Consider the following 14126-nt stretch of genomic DNA (forward strand, 5'->3'; position numbering starts at 1 on the left):
ATGGACGGCGGCCATGCGGGGCATATGGATGCGATCTACCGGACGCAGCGCCATTTCTACGACCTGACCCGCAAATATTATCTGCTCGGCCGCGACCGGCTGATCCGCGAGCTGGCGCCCCCGCCGGGTGGCAGCGTGATCGAGATCGGCTGCGGCACCGGGCGCAACCTGATCGTCGCGGCCCGTGCCTGGCCGGATGCGCGCTTCTACGGGATCGATATCTCCGAAGCGATGCTTGAGACCGCCCGCAAGAACGTTGCGAAGGCCGGATTGGCCGACAGGATCGTCTTCGCGCAGGGCGATGCGACGGCGTTCGACGCGCAGACGCTGTTCGGCGTCGCGCAGTTCGACCGGGTATTTCAGAGCTATACGCTGTCGATGATTCCCGACTGGCAGGGCGCGCTGCGCGAGGGTGCGGGCAAGCTCGCGCCGGGCGGTCGGCTCGGCATCGTGGATTTCGGCCAGCAGGAAGGGCTGCCGCGCGCGTTCCGCAAATTGCTGCTCGCCTGGCTGGCGAAATTCGACGTGTCGCCGCGCGCTGAGTTGCGGTCGGCGGTCCAGACCGTCGCTGCCGCGCACGGGCTGAGCTGGACGTTCCAGCCGCTGTATCGCGGCTATGCCTGGTCGGCGGCGCTGAGCCGGGCTTAGCCCGCCGAGCACATCGGACCCACCCTGCCCGTTCGTGCCAAGTAGAGACCGAGTAGCCGAAGGCGTATCGAGAGCTCGTATCGAGATACGGTTGAGCGCATGACGCTTGTCCCTCGATACGCCTCTCGACAAGCTTGGTGGCTGCTTGGCAAGAACGGAACGAGCTTAGGCAGGGTGGTCCAGCGCCGGATCGATGCTGGGGCGTTCGATTCAATGACGCGTCGGACCATGCCAGCGTAGCATCGGACGGCGCGCAGTTCCGGCACTGTCTCGCTCTTTCTCAGCTTGAAGATCGCAGGGGAATTCGCGTCTCCGTTTCCGGCGATAACAGCGGAATAGTCCGCTGTTGTCGTCCCGATTTACCCCTGTTCCACCCCATTATTCGATAACAGGGAAAGTTGCCAGCAAGATATTGAAAAACAATCAGAAATTCTGAATCGAAATCCAACATAACAGCGGTAAAAAAATTTCTGGCGCAACGATGGGGAAAAACGGCGCGACTTGTCGGTTTCGGTGCGTCGATCTTCGACCCCGGCGCCTGTGTTCTACGTCGGGTCGATATTCCCGTTGGCGCGGAGAAGGGTCGCGCAGAGGTGCGGAGGACGCTGAGCTGATATGACCTCGATCATCGGGCGCTCGTAAGCTGTCTGTTTGTGAACCTGCTTGTCATTGCAAACCGCCCGAACTGCTGGCTGCAGCTTCTCAGCGTCCTCCGCGCCTCTGCGCGAACCATCATCTTTGGGCGGCCGACCGGTCGGTTCTGGATGTCGATCCGCCTTAGTGGCCGAACAGCAGGTACAGGATGATGATGACGGGGATCGGCACGCCGATGGCCCAGAGCAGACAGCCTTTTCCCACGTCATGACCTCCATTTTCGTATCGGGCATTTTCGTATCGGGCATGAAACAGCCCTTGTGGAGGATCGGTTCCGTCTATGCCCGAAGCAACGCATCCCCTTCCGTCTCGGGGACTTTGCCGCTGCGCGCCGATACCGTCACCGTCGTCGCCAGGTCCATCGTCACATTCCCCAGCGTGCGGAAGATGTCGGGGATCGTCTCGACCGCCACCAGCAGGCCGAGCGGGGCGACCGGCACGCCCATCGCGATGCAGATCGGCGCGATCGAGGTGACGAAGCTGATCTGACCCGGCAGGCTGACCGCGCCCATGGTGGTGATCGCTGCGACCGCCACACCGGCGGCAAGCTGCGCCGGGCCGAGCGGTACGCCGAACCAGTAAGCCACATAAATGGCGACTGCGAGGTTCATCGGCGGCCCGGTGACCCGGAAGATCGCGACAGCGAGCGGCAGGACGACGCCCGAGGTGGCGACCGGCACGCCAAGTCCTTCGGCGCCGCGTAGCATCGCGGGCAGCGAGGCAAGCGAGGATTGCGTGCTGATCGCCACTGCCTGGGCCGGGCCGGTCGCGCGGGCGAAGCGGGCGAGGCCGATCCGCCCGCCGATCGCGCCGATCGGGTAGGCCGCGATCCACACCAGGATGCCGATCGACGAGATGATGACGACATAGTGAAGCAGCGCGCCGAACGCGGCGGTGCCGGCTTTCGCGCCGACGACATAGGCCAGCGCCAGCACGCCGATCGGAGCAAGCCACAATATCCAGCCGATGATGATCAGCATGACATCGGCGACCGCCTGGAAGAATTTCGTCAGCAATTCGCGCGGCTCGGCGGGCAGGCGGGTGAGCGCGAAGGCGAACACCATGGTGAAGACGATCAGTGGAAGGAAGGCGTTGGTGGCCGCGGCGGTGACGGGATTGGTCGGCACGATCGAGACGATGAAATCGGCGAAGGGCGGCACCGGGCCGACCGGCGCCGTCGCGCCGAGCGCGGCCCGCAACGCGGTCGCGGCATCGGTCGGAAGCGGGAACCAGCCAAGCAGCAAGGGCGTGAGGATCGCGGCAAAGGCGGAGAAGAACCACAACAGGCCGATGAACAGGCCAAGCGCGCGGCCGGCGACCCGTCCGGCGCGGGCCGCTTCGGCGGTCGCGGCGACACCGGTGATGAGCAGCGATACGACCAGCGGGACGATCGTCATCTGAAGCGCGTTGAGCCAGGCGGTGCCGATCGGCTGCGCCACGACAAGCCCGTCTTCGGCCGTGGTCGGCGACGAGGTGGCGAGACCGATGCCGATGGCGAGACCCAGGACAAGGGCAAGGAGAATGCGGGTTGCTTGCGACATGCTCGCCCTTCGATCTATCCGGCGCTATCACGCCGCTACGACAAACAGACGGCATAGCGCTTCCCGGAGAAGTGGGAACCGGTTTTCGAAACCGGGAGGCGCGGGGCACACAGGCGGATCGGACACGCGGGCATGGCAAGAAAATATTTCGGCACCGACGGTATTCGCGGGGCGACCAATGTCTCCCCGATGACGGCGGCGATGGCGATGAAGGTCGGCATGGCGGCCGGCGCGCATTTCGTGCGCGGCGACCACAAGCACCGCGTAGTGATCGGCAAGGACACGCGCCTCTCGGGTTACATGATCGAGAATGCGATGGTCGCCGGCTTCACCAGCGTTGGCATGGACGTGGTGCTGGTCGGCCCGATGCCGACGCCGGCGGTCGCGATGCTGACTCAGTCGATGCGCGCCGATCTGGGCGTGATGATCTCGGCCAGCCACAATCCCTATGCCGATAACGGCATCAAGCTGTTCGGGCCCGACGGCTACAAGCTGTCCGATGCCGACGAACTGGCGATCGAGGCGCTGATCGACGGAGAGGTCCCGCTGGCGCCGTCGCCCGATATCGGCCGGGCCCGCCGCGTCGAGGATGCGCGCGGGCGCTACATCCACTTCGCCAAGTCGACCTTTCCTGAACATCTGCGGCTCGACGGGCTCAAGATCGTGGTCGATTGCGCCAATGGCGCCGCGTACCAGGTCGCGCCCTCCGCGCTGTGGGAGCTCGGCGCCGAGGTGATCGCGATCGGCACCACGCCCAACGGCAAGAACATCAACGACGGCGTCGGCTCGACCGCGCCGCACGTCCTGTGCGAGACGGTGGTGGCCTCGGGCGCGGCGATCGGCATCGCGCTGGACGGCGACGCGGACCGGCTGATCGTGGTCGACGAGCAGGGCCGTGTCGTCGACGGCGACCAGCTGATGGCGACGATCGCGAGCGGCTGGGCCCGGCGGGGCCGGCTGGCCAATGCGCCGGGCTGGTCGCGACGGTGATGTCGAATCTCGGGCTCGAGCGGCATCTCGCGACTCAGGGAATCAAGCTGATCCGCACCCAGGTCGGCGACCGCTACGTGCTCGAGCGCGATGCGGGCGCAGGGGTACAATGTCGGCGGCGAGCAATCGGGCCACATCATCCTGTCGGATTATGCGACGACCGGCGACGGGCTGGTCGCGGCGCTGCAGATCCTGGCCGAGCTGGTCGAGAGCGGCATCCCGGCGAGCGAGCTGCTGCACCGGTTCGAACCTTTGCCGCAGCTGTTGAAGAATGTCCGCTTCAAGGGCGGGAAGCCGCTCGAAGCCGAGGCCGTGAAGGCAGTGATCGCCGATGCCGAGGCCGAGCTCTGAGGGCAAGGGCCGGCTGGTGATCCGGCCCTCCGGGCACTGAGCCGGTGATCCGGGTGATGGCCGAGGGCGACGATCCGGCGCAGGTCGAGCGCGTGGTTGACCGGATCTGCGACGCGGTGCGCGTGGCGGCTGCGTAAGGTGAATCGTACCAACCCTTCGTTCGAAACGAACGGAGAGAGGAGTTCCGATGCTTGAGATGCGCCCCGATTGCGAACGCTGCGGCGCCGAGCTGCCCGCCGACGAGGCGGGCGCGTTCATCTGCTCGTTCGAATGCACCTTCTGCGCGCCGTGCGCCGAGGCGATGGACGATCGCTGCCCCAATTGCGGCGGCGAACTGATGGACCGGCCGGCACGGGTGGACGAAGCGCTGGAGCGCTATCCGGCGTCGACCGAGCGGAAGTTCAAGGGGCGGGCGTGAAGACTGCGCGGGCACTATTTCCCTCTCCCGGTGGGAGAGGGAGGGAGCCGCGTAGCGGCGGAAGGGTGAGGGCGATTGACCCGCGCCCTGCTCACCCTCACCCCGCGCTGCTACGCAGCTTGCCCCTCTCCCGCTGGGAGAGGGGAGGAAGAGAAGGCTGGGCGTGACTCCCCGCATCCTCATCATCGCGGGCTCCGATTCGGGCGGCGGTGCCGGCATCCAGGCTGACATCAAGACCGTCACCATGCTCGGTGGCCATGCGATGACCGCGATCACGGCGATCACGGCGCAGAACACGCTTGGCGTGCAGGGCGTTCACCCGGTCCCGACCGACATGGTGTTGGCGCAGATGGATGCGGTCGTCTCCGATATCGGCGTGGACGCGGTGAAGATCGGGATGATCGGATCGGCTGAGACGGCGAACGCGGTGGCTGACCGATTGGAGGCGATGCGGGGCGTGCCGATCGTCTTCGATCCGGTGATGGTGGCGACCAGCGGTGCCATCCTCTCCGACGTGGCGACGATCGCCGCGTTCGCGCGGCTGATGCGGATCGCCACCGTGACGACGCCGAACCTGCCCGAGCTCGAGGTGCTGGGCGGGGAGGCCGCGGTTCGCCGGACCACGGGCGCGCTGCTGGTGAAAGGGGGGCATGGCGATGGCGACGAAGTGGTCGACCGCCTGCTGCTCGCCGATGGCGGCGAAATCCGCTGGGCCGATCCACGCATCGAGACGCGTCATAGCCATGGCACCGGTTGCACCCTGGCGAGCGCCATCGCGACCGGCCTGGGGCGAGGCATGACGCTGGCGGATTCTGTCGCGCGGGCGCGGATGTTCGTCAGGCTTGCCTTGCGCGAGGCGCCCGGCTTCGGCGGCGGCCATGGTCCGATGGGGCATCAGGCTGTGCGGCTCGACGGTGACCTCGGCGGGGCGATGCTCAACCAGATCACCGTGCCGCTTGCCGATTACGAGGCGAGCGCTGCCTTTTATCGCCTGCTCGGCCTGCGCCAGATCGTTGAGTCGGCGCCACGCTACGCCCGGTTCGAAAGTGCTGGCGGTGGCACCCTGTCGATCGAGATGGCTGACGAGATCGCGGGCAGGCCGGTGATCTTCCTCGAATGCGGAAATCTGGATGCGATGGTCGTGCGGGTGCGCGAAGCCGGTATCGCCATTTCCGATCCCGTGGCGGAAAGCTGGGGCTGGCGCGAGGCACGGCTCGCCGACCCCGCCGGCAATGCGCTCTGCCTCTACCAGGCTGGCGAGAATCGCCGCTTTCCGGCATGGCGGTTGCCGTGACTCGGCCCTCCCTCAAGCATGAAAAGCTCTGCCTCGCACCGGTTGCCGGCGTTGACGAGGCCGGGCGCGGGCCGCTGGCCGGGCCGGTCGTGGCGGCGGCGGTGATCCTGCCTGCCAAGGGCATTCCGCGCGGGATCGATGATTCGAAGAAGCTCAGCGCCACCGAGCGCGGCCGGCTGCATGACCGGCTGCGCGCCTGTGCCATGGTCGGGGTCGGAATCGTCGAGGCTGACGAGATCGATCGGCTCAACATCTACTGGGCAACGATGAAGGCGATGACGCTGGCGGTCGAGGCGCTCGGCCAAGCACCGGCGCATGTGCTGGTGGACGGCAACCGCCTGCCGCGCTGGTCCCACCAGGCGACGGCAATCGTGTCGGGCGACGCGATCTCGCTGTCGATCGCGGCCGCGTCGATCATCGCCAAGCACACCCGCGACACCATCATGATCGCTCATGCCGAATCGCATCCGCAGTACGGATGGCACTCGAACAAGGGCTATGGCTGCCGCGCGCACCTCGATGCGCTGCGTGCTCATGGCCCTACACCGTTTCACCGGCGCAGCTTCGCTCCGGTCGCGCAGGCCTGGCTCGATTTTTAGCCCATATCTGGATTTGTGAGTCTTTTCGGCCACACACCATGGATTGAGCCCCTGTGGATAACTCGACTCAATATCTGGGCAGCTTCCTAAAATGTTCCGGTTTGTTAACGATTTGGCAGGCATTCTCGTTAACTAAACTCTGCTTGACCCGAGTCCGTACATCCGCAGGGATGCGCCGCTCTTCAACGGGGGTAGCTAGTGATGGGTGTGATCGAGAAGGTTAAGGCGCGTGCGGTTGAGCCGGCGACGGAACAGCGGGCGCATGCCGGGCTGCCGCTCGACAGCATCATCATGCAGGATTGCATCTCCGCGATGCGCGCGCTGCCCGCGAAGTCGGTCGACCTGATCTTCGCCGACCCGCCCTACAACCTCCAGCTCGGCGGCGATCTCAGCCGGCCGGACGGCAGCCATGTCGATGCCGTCACCGACGACTGGGACAAGTTCGATTCGCTGAATGCCTATGACGTATTCACCCGCGCATGGCTGGCCGAGGCGAAGCGCATCCTGAAGGACAATGGCGCGATCTGGGTGATCGGCAGCTATCACAACATCTTCAAGGTCGGCAGCGCGATCCAGGATCTCGGCTACTGGATCCTCAACGACATCGTGTGGCGCAAGGCCAACCCGATGCCGAACTTCAAGGGCACGCGCTTCACCAATGCGCACGAGACGCTGATCTGGGCGTCGATGGGCGAGAAGGCGCGCTACACCTTCAACTATCGCAGCATGAAGACGCTGAACGACGAGCTGCAGATGCGGAGCGACTGGGAATTCCCGATCTGCGGCGGGCAGGAGCGGCTCAAGCGCGACGGCGTGAAGGTCCACCCGACACAGAAGCCCGAGGCGCTGATCTACCGGATCCTGCTCGCCTGCACCAAGCCGGGCGACGTGGTGCTCGACCCGTTCTTCGGCACCGGCACGACGGGCGCGGTGGCGAAGCGGCTCGGCCGGCGTTGGATCGGCATCGAGCGCGAGGCCGGCTATTGCGCTGCCGCGATCGAGCGGATCGAGGCGGCGCTGCCGCTGGACGAATCGGCGCTGGTGACGATGCAGTCGCCCAAGGCAGCGCCGCGTGTCGCGTTCGGGACGATCGTCGAGAACGGCATGCTCACCGCCGGCGCGGTGCTGACCGATGCCAAGCGCCGCTACCGTGTGACGGTGCGCGCCGACGGCTCCGTCATGAGCGGCGACGTGACGGGATCGATTCACAAGCTTGGCGCGACGTTGCAGAACGCACCTGCCTGCAATGGCTGGACCTTCTGGCACTACGAGACGCCTAATGGGCTGAAACCGATCGACGCGTTGCGGCAGGAATATCTGCTGGCGACCCAGCCCTGATCCTCTCCGTCACCCCGGACTTGTTCCGGGGGCCACCGTGCCGCAAGAATCGATCGCGCACTACTTGCGGAACGGTGGATGCCGGAACAGGTCCGGCATGACGAAGGAAGAGACATGACCAACGCGCTCCACCTTCGCCCGGTCCAGTTCGTCGATACGCCGGTCGGCCGCGACGGAGAGGTGGCGCGGCTGGCGGGCGGGATGACGTGGTTCTCGGCCTATGAGGTGATCGAGGGCGGCAAGCGCCGCACGGTGCCGATCGCCGCGTTCGAGGCAACGCTCGCCGGGCAGAGTGAACGCGCCGCGCAACTCCATGCGCGCATCACCGTGCCGCGTCCCGCGCTGACACTGGGCGAGCGTGTCCTCCGCTTCGACCAGCCTTCGGTCGCTGGCATCCTGAATGTGACGCCGGACAGTTTCTCGGACGGCGGCAGGAATGTCGATGAGGCAGCCGCTGCCGAAGCCGGGTTCGATCTCGCGGTCAAAGGCGCCGCGCTGATCGATGTCGGGGGCGAATCGACCCGGCCGGGCGCGCCGCTGGTCTGGGAAGGCGACGAGGTGAAGCGCGTGGTTCCCGTGATCGAGCGGCTGGCGAAGAGCGGCACGCTGATCTCGGTCGATACCCGCAAGGCGGCGGTGATGGAGGCGGCGCTTGCCGCCGATGCCGCGATCGTCAACGATGTGGCGGCCTTGCTGTGGGACGACCGTGCGCTCGATGTCGTCGTCCGCGCCGGGTGCCCCGTGATCCTGATGCACTCGCCCGACCCGAAAAAGGGGCCACATGGCGGCGACGGTTATAGCGACGTGCTGACCGAGGTGTTCGACTGGCTGGAGGCACGCGTTGCGGTAGTGGCCGCGGCCGGCGTCGATCGGGCGAGGATCATCGTCGATCCCGGCATCGGCTTCGGCAAGTCGCTGCAGGACAATCTGGCGCTGCTCAACGGACTGGCGCTGTTCCACGGCCTGGGTTGCCCGATCATGCTCGGCGCGAGCCGCAAGCGGATGATCGGGGCGCTGTCGAACGAGGCCCCGGCCGACCAGCGGCTCGGCGGGTCGATCGCGCTGGCGCTCAGGGGAGTCGAGGCAGGCATCCAGTTGCTCCGCGTCCATGACGTTGCGGAAACGGTGCAGGCGCTACGGGTGTGGCGCGGGCTGAAGGATGCGGCGCTGGTGGCGCAACGCTGACACGACCGGATAGCGGGCTGGAGGAGGCGCGGCTGCTCAGGCCGCGTTGTCGATCCCCAACTCGCCGAGCTTGCGGTACAGCGTCGACCTGCCGATCCCCAGCCGCCGCGCCACTTCGGTCATGCGGCCGCGATAATGGCCGATGGCGAGGCGGATCACGTCTGCCTCGATCTCTTCGAGCGCGCGCAGATTGCCGTCGGCGTGGAACAGGGTGACGCCGCCGCTGGTCGCCATCGGCGACGGACCGGGCGTGGTGTGGCGCTGTGAGCCGAGCGCCGCGATCTGCGGGAAATCGAGCCTGGTCAGCGCGTCGCCGTCGCAGAGAACGGCGGCGCGGAACAGTGCGTTCTGGAGCTGGCGGACATTGCCCGGCCAGTCATATTTGCCCAGCAGCGCCAGTGCGTCGTCGGTGATGCCCAGTTCCCGCAACCCCGGCTGCTCCGCGATTCGCGCGAGCAGATGGCGCGCGAGCGCCGGGATGTCGCCGGTGCGTTCGCGCAAGGGGGGGATCGTTACCTGGACGACGTTGAGGCGGTAATAGAGATCCTCGCGGAAGCGGTCGGCCTCGACCTCCTCGATCAGGCGCTTGTTGGTCGCGGCGATGACCCGCACATCGACCTCGCGGGTGTGGCGCGCCCCGATCGGCTGGATCTCGCCCGATTGAAGCACACGGAGCAGCTTGACCTGTGCCTCCAGCGGCATCTCGCCGATCTCGTCGAGGAACAGGGTGCCACCATCGGCCTCCTGGAAACGGCCGATCTTGCGCTCGAATGCGCCGGTGAAGGCACCCTTCTCGTGACCGAACAATTCGGATTCGACCAGGTTGGCGGGGATCGCACCGCAATTGACCGCGATCATCGGCTTCTTCCCGCGCGGGGAGGCTGCGTGGATCGCTTCGGCCACGACCTCCTTGCCGACGCCGCTTTCTCCCTCGATCAGCACTGGAACACGCGCGCGGGCGGCCTTGGCGGCGATGGCGAGCGCGGCGCGGAAATCGGGGGCCGAGCCGACGATCTCGTCGAAGGCGAGCAGGGCGGGGATCTTCTCGGTCAGCGGGCGCAACTCGCCGGCTGCCTTGCCGGCGACGGCGGCGTCGAGCGCGCAGAGCAGGCGTTCCGGCGCGAGCGGCTTGACCAGGAAGTCGCTTGCCCCGGCGCGCATCGCCGCGACGGCATGTGCCACGGAACCGTTCGCGGTCAGCATCAGCAGGGGCAGCGCCGGGCGGCGCTGGCGGATCTCGGTGATCAGCGCGGTCGCATCCGCGTCCGGCGCCCAGTGATCGAGCAGGATCGCGTCGAGCTGCATGCCGTCCTGCGTGCCGAGCATGGCGATCGCCATCTCGCCGTCATTGGCGAACACCGCGCGCCATGCACGCCGCGCGGCGAGCGCCGCGACAAGGCGGCGCTGCGCCGGTTCGTCATCGATCAGCATCAACAGCCGTTGTCCGTTGCGCGTCATTCCGCTTGTCCAATCGTCCCGGTCCAAGCGGTAACCATAGGCCTTAGGTGTAAAAGCGGCCTTAAACGCCCCAAGGCGGGACTTGAGGGACAGCGCACTGCCCGCTAAGCAGCCTGCACAGAGTTACAGGCAGGGGACGACCGATGGCCGGAAACGGCGATATCAAGTTTCACGAAGAGACGTATCACAAGGTGATCGGTCTCCTGAAATGGGGCGCCATTGCCTGCTTCCTGATCGCCGCGCTGGTGATCTGGCTGATCTCCGGCAAGTAGCGCCGGGTGAAGATCGCGGTCCTCAAGGAGCAGGCCGCTGGGGAAAGCCGCGTTGCCGCGACCCCCGAAACGGTCAAGAAATTCATCGCGCTGGGCGCCGAGATGGCGGTCGAGGCGGGGGCGGGCGAGTCCGCGTCCTGCGCCGACGCGGACTATGCTGCGGCTGGCGCGGCGGTCGGCACGCGGGCCGAGACGCTGAAGGGCGCCGACATCGTGTTCGGCGTGCAGGGTCCCGATCCGGCGAGCCTCGGCGGCGCGGCACCGGGTGCCTGGATCGTCGCGAGCCTCAACCCGTTCGGGGAGCGTGCGCGGGTCGATGCCTATGCGGCAGGCGGCTATGAGGCGTTGGCGATGGAATTCATGCCGCGCATCACGCGCGCCCAGTCGATGGATATCCTGTCCTCGCAGTCGAACCTTGCCGGGTACAAGGCGGTGCTCGACGCGGCGGCGGAATATGGCCGCGTCTTCCCCATGATGATGACGGCAGCCGGCACCGTGTCGGCCGCGCGCGTGTTCGTGATGGGCGTCGGCGTTGCCGGCCTGCAGGCGATCGCCACCGCTCGGCGGCTGGGCGCGCAGGTTTCGGCGACCGATGTGCGCTCGGCGACGAAGGAGCAGATCCAGTCGCTCGGCGCGAAGCCGATCTTCGTCGAGAATGTCGCCGGCATCGAGGGCGAGGGATCGGGCGGTTATGCCGGCGAGATGAGCCCCGAATATCAGGCAGCGCAGGCTGAGCTGGTCTCGGGCCATATCGCCAAGCAGGACATCGTCATCACCACGGCGTTGATCCCGGGTCGCCCGGCGCCCCGGCTGATCTCGGCGGCGCAGGTCGCGTCGATGAAGCCGGGCAGCGTGATCGTCGACCTCGCGGTCGAGCAAGGCGGCAATGTCGAGGGCGCGGTCGCTGGCGAGATCGTCACCGTTTCGGGCGTGAAGATCGTCGGACACCGCAACGTACCGGGCCGGCTGGCGGCCGATGCCTCGGCGCTGTTCTCCCGCAACCTGTTCAACTTCCTCAGCGCCTTCTGGGATAAGGAAACGGGCAAGCCGGTGCTCGACGCGGAGATCGGCGACGCGATCCGGCTGACGCAGGGTGGCAAGGTCGTCAACGCGAGGCTGCTGTCTTGATCCTCCCCGGAACGGGGAGGGGAACCAGCGCAGCTGGTGGAGGGGGGCTTCCGCAAATGCTGCGTCCCGAAGTCTCGATCGCTCGGGTGCTTCGTCGTGAGATGAGCCTACCCGAAGTGCAGCTCTGGCAGCGGCTTCGAAGGCGCGTCGGCCGCTTCAAGTTCCGGCGCCAGCATCCGATTGGCCCCTATATCGTCGACTTCTACTGTCGCGAGGCGTCGCTGGTCATCGAGATCGATGGCGAAGTGCATTCGCGCGGTGATCGGGCGGTGCGGGATGAACTGCGCGATCGTTTCCTGCGCGATAATGGTTTGTGCGTTTTGCATGTCGCCGCTGCTCGGATTCTTTACGATCCCGATGCGGCTGCCGAAGCGATCGTTGCGTATGCGGCCCGCCCCCTCCACCATGCTCCGCATGGTCCCCCTCCCCGTTCCGGGGAGGATTAAGGAAGAGTCATGGACTTCATCTCAATCCTGTCGATCTTCGTCATGGCCTGTTTCGTGGGTTATTATGTCGTCTGGTCGGTCACGCCCGCGTTGCACACGCCGCTGATGGCGGTGACCAATGCGATTTCGTCGGTCATCATCGTCGGCGCACTGATCGCGAGTTCGGCGGCAGCGGGCGGATCGGCCTCGTCGAAATGGCTGGGGCTGCTCGCGGTGGTCTTCGCCAGCGTGAACATCTTCGGCGGGTTCGCCGTCACCGAGCGGATGCTCGCCATGTACAAGAAGAAGGAAAAGCCCGTCGCGAAGTGAGTGGCACGAGGTTTTTTGGGGGTTTAGCACATGCATGAAGCAGCACCGGTCAATCCCTGGGTAGCGCTGGCGTACCTGATTTCGGGCGTCTGCTTCATCCTGGCGTTGCGCGGCCTGTCGTCTCCGGCGAGCTCGCGGCAGGGCAATCGCTATGGCATGATCGGCATGGCGCTCGCCGTGGGCACGACGCTGTTTACCCATGAGATCGCTTCGCTGCCGGAAATCCTGGTCGCGATCGCGATCGGTGCCGCGATCGGCGTGGTCACCGCGCGCAAGATCGCGATGACCGACATGCCGCAGCTTGTCGCCGCCTTCCATTCGCTGGTCGGCATGGCGGCGGTGCTGGTCGGTGTGGCGGCGTTCCTCAATCCAGAGGCGTTCGGCATTGCCGGCGCCGACGGCGAGATATTGACGGTCAGCCGGATCGAGATGGGGCTCGGCGTCGCGATCGGCGCGATCACTTTCTCCGGCTCGGTCATCGCCTTCCTCAAGCTCAACGGCAATATGGGCGGCAAGCCGATCATGCTGCCGGGGCGCCATGTCATCAATCTCGGCGTGCTGGCCGGCATCCTCGGGCTGATCGCCTGGTTCACCCAGGACCAGAGCCCGTGGATCTTCTGGACCGTGACGCTGCTCAGCTTCGCGATAGGTTTCCTGCTGATCATCCCGATCGGCGGCGCTGACATGCCGGTCGTGGTGTCGATGCTCAACAGCTATTCGGGCTGGGCGGCGGCGGCGATGGGCTTCACGCTGCACAACACCGCGATGATCATCACCGGCGCGCTGGTCGGATCGTCGGGTGCGATCCTCAGCTACATCATGTGCCGGGCGATGAACCGAAGCTTCATCAGCGTGATCGCGGGCGGATTTGGCGGCGACAGCGCCGGCGGCGGTGCGGCTGCGGCAACCGACCGGCCGTGGAAGCGCGGCTCGGCCGAGGATGCCGCCTTCCTGATGAGTCAGGCGGAGCAGGTCATCATCGTGCCGGGCTACGGCATGGCGGTCGCTCAGGCCCAGCATGTGCTGCGCGAGATGGCCGACAAGCTGAAGGAGCACGGCGTTCGGGTGAAATATGCGATCCACCCGGTCGCGGGGCGCATGCCGGGGCATATGAACGTGCTGCTCGCTGAGGCCAACGTGCCTTATGACGAGGTGTTCGAGCTCGAGGACATCAACAGCGAGTTCGCCCAGACCGACGTCGCGTTCATCATCGGCGCCAACGACGTGGTCAATCCGGCAGCCAAGACCGACAAGTCCTCGCCGATCTACGGCATGCCGGTGTTCGACGTGAACAAGGCCAAGACCGTGCTGTTTATCAAGCGCTCGATGGGCGGTGTCGGCTATGCCGGCGTCGATAACGATGTATTCTACCAGGACAACACGATGATGCTGCTGGCTGACGCGAAGAAGATGGTCGAGGAGATCGTCAAATCGCTCGATTGATCCGGAACCGAGGGTTCATTCAGATGATGCATCCGTTTTGGCTGGTATTTTT

The 14126-nt window shown here is 66.1% G+C and carries 13 protein-coding genes and 1 pseudogene; 12 read left to right on the forward strand and 2 right to left on the reverse strand.

Annotated elements, in window-relative coordinates; genetic code table 11:
- Positions 1 to 648, forward strand: coding sequence for a class I SAM-dependent methyltransferase (locus P0Y59_20230; protein ID WEJ99238.1), 648 nt, complete (start codon positions 1 to 3; stop codon positions 646 to 648).
- A gap of 932 nt (positions 649 to 1580) precedes the next feature.
- On the opposite strand, the gene P0Y59_20235 is transcribed toward P0Y59_20230, so the two are convergent.
- A complete protein-coding gene (locus P0Y59_20235; protein WEJ99239.1) occupies positions 1581 to 2843 on the reverse strand; it encodes a dicarboxylate/amino acid:cation symporter in 1263 nt (420 codons plus the stop codon).
- A 132-nt stretch (positions 2844 to 2975) separates the two neighbouring features.
- Between P0Y59_20235 and glmM the strand changes: the two are divergent.
- The 6 genes and pseudogenes from glmM (at position 2976) to folP (ending at position 9018) form a co-directional block, all read left to right on the forward strand.
- Positions 2976 to 4321, forward strand: a pseudogene (gene glmM / locus P0Y59_20240) (phosphoglucosamine mutase).
- 50 nt (positions 4322 to 4371) lie between these two features.
- On the forward strand, positions 4372 to 4602 hold the full coding sequence (locus P0Y59_20245; GenBank protein WEJ99240.1) for a DUF1272 domain-containing protein: 231 nt from the start codon (positions 4372 to 4374) through the stop codon (positions 4600 to 4602).
- Between the two features lie 163 nt (positions 4603 to 4765).
- Positions 4766 to 5896 carry a bifunctional hydroxymethylpyrimidine kinase/phosphomethylpyrimidine kinase gene (gene thiD / locus P0Y59_20250; GenBank protein WEJ99241.1) on the forward strand — a complete coding sequence of 377 codons (1131 nt, stop codon included), beginning with the start codon at positions 4766 to 4768 and terminating at the stop codon, positions 5894 to 5896.
- Entirely contained in the window at positions 5881 to 6495 is a 615-nt protein-coding gene (locus P0Y59_20255; protein WEJ99242.1) for a ribonuclease HII, read from the forward strand. The genes thiD and P0Y59_20255 overlap by 16 nt, the downstream gene beginning before the upstream one ends.
- Before the next feature lie 201 nt (positions 6496 to 6696).
- On the forward strand, positions 6697 to 7833 hold the full coding sequence (locus P0Y59_20260) for a site-specific DNA-methyltransferase (GenBank protein ID WEJ99243.1): 1137 nt from the start codon (positions 6697 to 6699) through the stop codon (positions 7831 to 7833).
- Between the two features lie 114 nt (positions 7834 to 7947).
- Complete coding sequence (folP, locus tag P0Y59_20265; GenBank protein ID WEJ99244.1) at positions 7948 to 9018, forward strand: dihydropteroate synthase; 1071 nt, start codon at positions 7948 to 7950, stop codon at positions 9016 to 9018.
- Between the two features lie 36 nt (positions 9019 to 9054).
- Here folP and P0Y59_20270 read toward each other — a convergent pair whose 3' ends face one another.
- Entirely contained in the window at positions 9055 to 10476 is a 1422-nt protein-coding gene (locus P0Y59_20270; GenBank protein WEJ99245.1) for a sigma-54 dependent transcriptional regulator, read from the reverse strand.
- Positions 10477 to 10619: 143 nt separating this feature from the next.
- On the opposite strand from P0Y59_20270, the gene P0Y59_20275 reads away from it, so the two are divergent.
- Genes P0Y59_20275 through P0Y59_20295 form a run of 5 tightly spaced genes read left to right on the forward strand, consistent with a single transcriptional unit; the run spans position 10620 to position 14074 of the window.
- On the forward strand, positions 10620 to 10748 hold the full coding sequence (locus P0Y59_20275; protein WEJ99246.1) for an aa3-type cytochrome c oxidase subunit IV: 129 nt from the start codon (positions 10620 to 10622) through the stop codon (positions 10746 to 10748).
- Positions 10749 to 10754: 6 nt separating this feature from the next.
- On the forward strand, positions 10755 to 11876 hold the full coding sequence (locus P0Y59_20280) for an NAD(P) transhydrogenase subunit alpha (protein ID WEJ99247.1): 1122 nt from the start codon (positions 10755 to 10757) through the stop codon (positions 11874 to 11876).
- A gap of 56 nt (positions 11877 to 11932) precedes the next feature.
- Positions 11933 to 12322, forward strand: coding sequence for an endonuclease domain-containing protein (locus tag P0Y59_20285; protein ID WEJ99248.1), 390 nt, complete (start codon positions 11933 to 11935; stop codon positions 12320 to 12322).
- A gap of 9 nt (positions 12323 to 12331) precedes the next feature.
- Positions 12332 to 12631: an NAD(P) transhydrogenase subunit alpha gene (locus P0Y59_20290; GenBank protein ID WEJ99249.1), complete on the forward strand. Its 300-nt coding sequence runs from the start codon at positions 12332 to 12334 to the stop codon at positions 12629 to 12631.
- 30 nt (positions 12632 to 12661) lie between these two features.
- Positions 12662 to 14074 carry an NAD(P)(+) transhydrogenase (Re/Si-specific) subunit beta gene (locus P0Y59_20295; GenBank protein WEJ99250.1) on the forward strand — a complete coding sequence of 471 codons (1413 nt, stop codon included), beginning with the start codon at positions 12662 to 12664 and terminating at the stop codon, positions 14072 to 14074.
- The last annotated feature ends 52 nt before the right edge of the window (positions 14075 to 14126 follow it).

Source organism: Candidatus Sphingomonas phytovorans (genome assembly GCA_029202385.1).
Lineage (GTDB): Bacteria > Pseudomonadota > Alphaproteobacteria > Sphingomonadales > Sphingomonadaceae > Sphingomonas > Sphingomonas phytovorans.

Bases quoted from the DNA above. Each gene is read 5' to 3' on its own strand.
- P0Y59_20230 (WEJ99238.1), top strand. From the start codon at position 1: ATGGACGGCGGCCATGCGGGGCATATGGATGCGATCTACCGGACGCAG.
- P0Y59_20235 (WEJ99239.1), bottom strand. From the start codon at position 2,843: ATGTCGCAAGCAACCCGCATTCTCCTTGCCCTTGTCCTGGGTCTCGCC.
- P0Y59_20245 (WEJ99240.1), top strand. From the start codon at position 4,372: ATGCTTGAGATGCGCCCCGATTGCGAACGCTGCGGCGCCGAGCTGCCC.
- P0Y59_20255 (WEJ99242.1), top strand. From the start codon at position 5,881: ATGGCGGTTGCCGTGACTCGGCCCTCCCTCAAGCATGAAAAGCTCTGC.
- P0Y59_20260 (WEJ99243.1), top strand. From the start codon at position 6,697: ATGGGTGTGATCGAGAAGGTTAAGGCGCGTGCGGTTGAGCCGGCGACG.
- folP (WEJ99244.1), top strand. From the start codon at position 7,948: ATGACCAACGCGCTCCACCTTCGCCCGGTCCAGTTCGTCGATACGCCG.
- P0Y59_20270 (WEJ99245.1), bottom strand. From the start codon at position 10,476: ATGACGCGCAACGGACAACGGCTGTTGATGCTGATCGATGACGAACCG.
- P0Y59_20275 (WEJ99246.1), top strand. From the start codon at position 10,620: ATGGCCGGAAACGGCGATATCAAGTTTCACGAAGAGACGTATCACAAG.
- P0Y59_20285 (WEJ99248.1), top strand. From the start codon at position 11,933: ATGCTGCGTCCCGAAGTCTCGATCGCTCGGGTGCTTCGTCGTGAGATG.
- P0Y59_20290 (WEJ99249.1), top strand. From the start codon at position 12,332: ATGGACTTCATCTCAATCCTGTCGATCTTCGTCATGGCCTGTTTCGTG.
- P0Y59_20295 (WEJ99250.1), top strand. From the start codon at position 12,662: ATGCATGAAGCAGCACCGGTCAATCCCTGGGTAGCGCTGGCGTACCTG.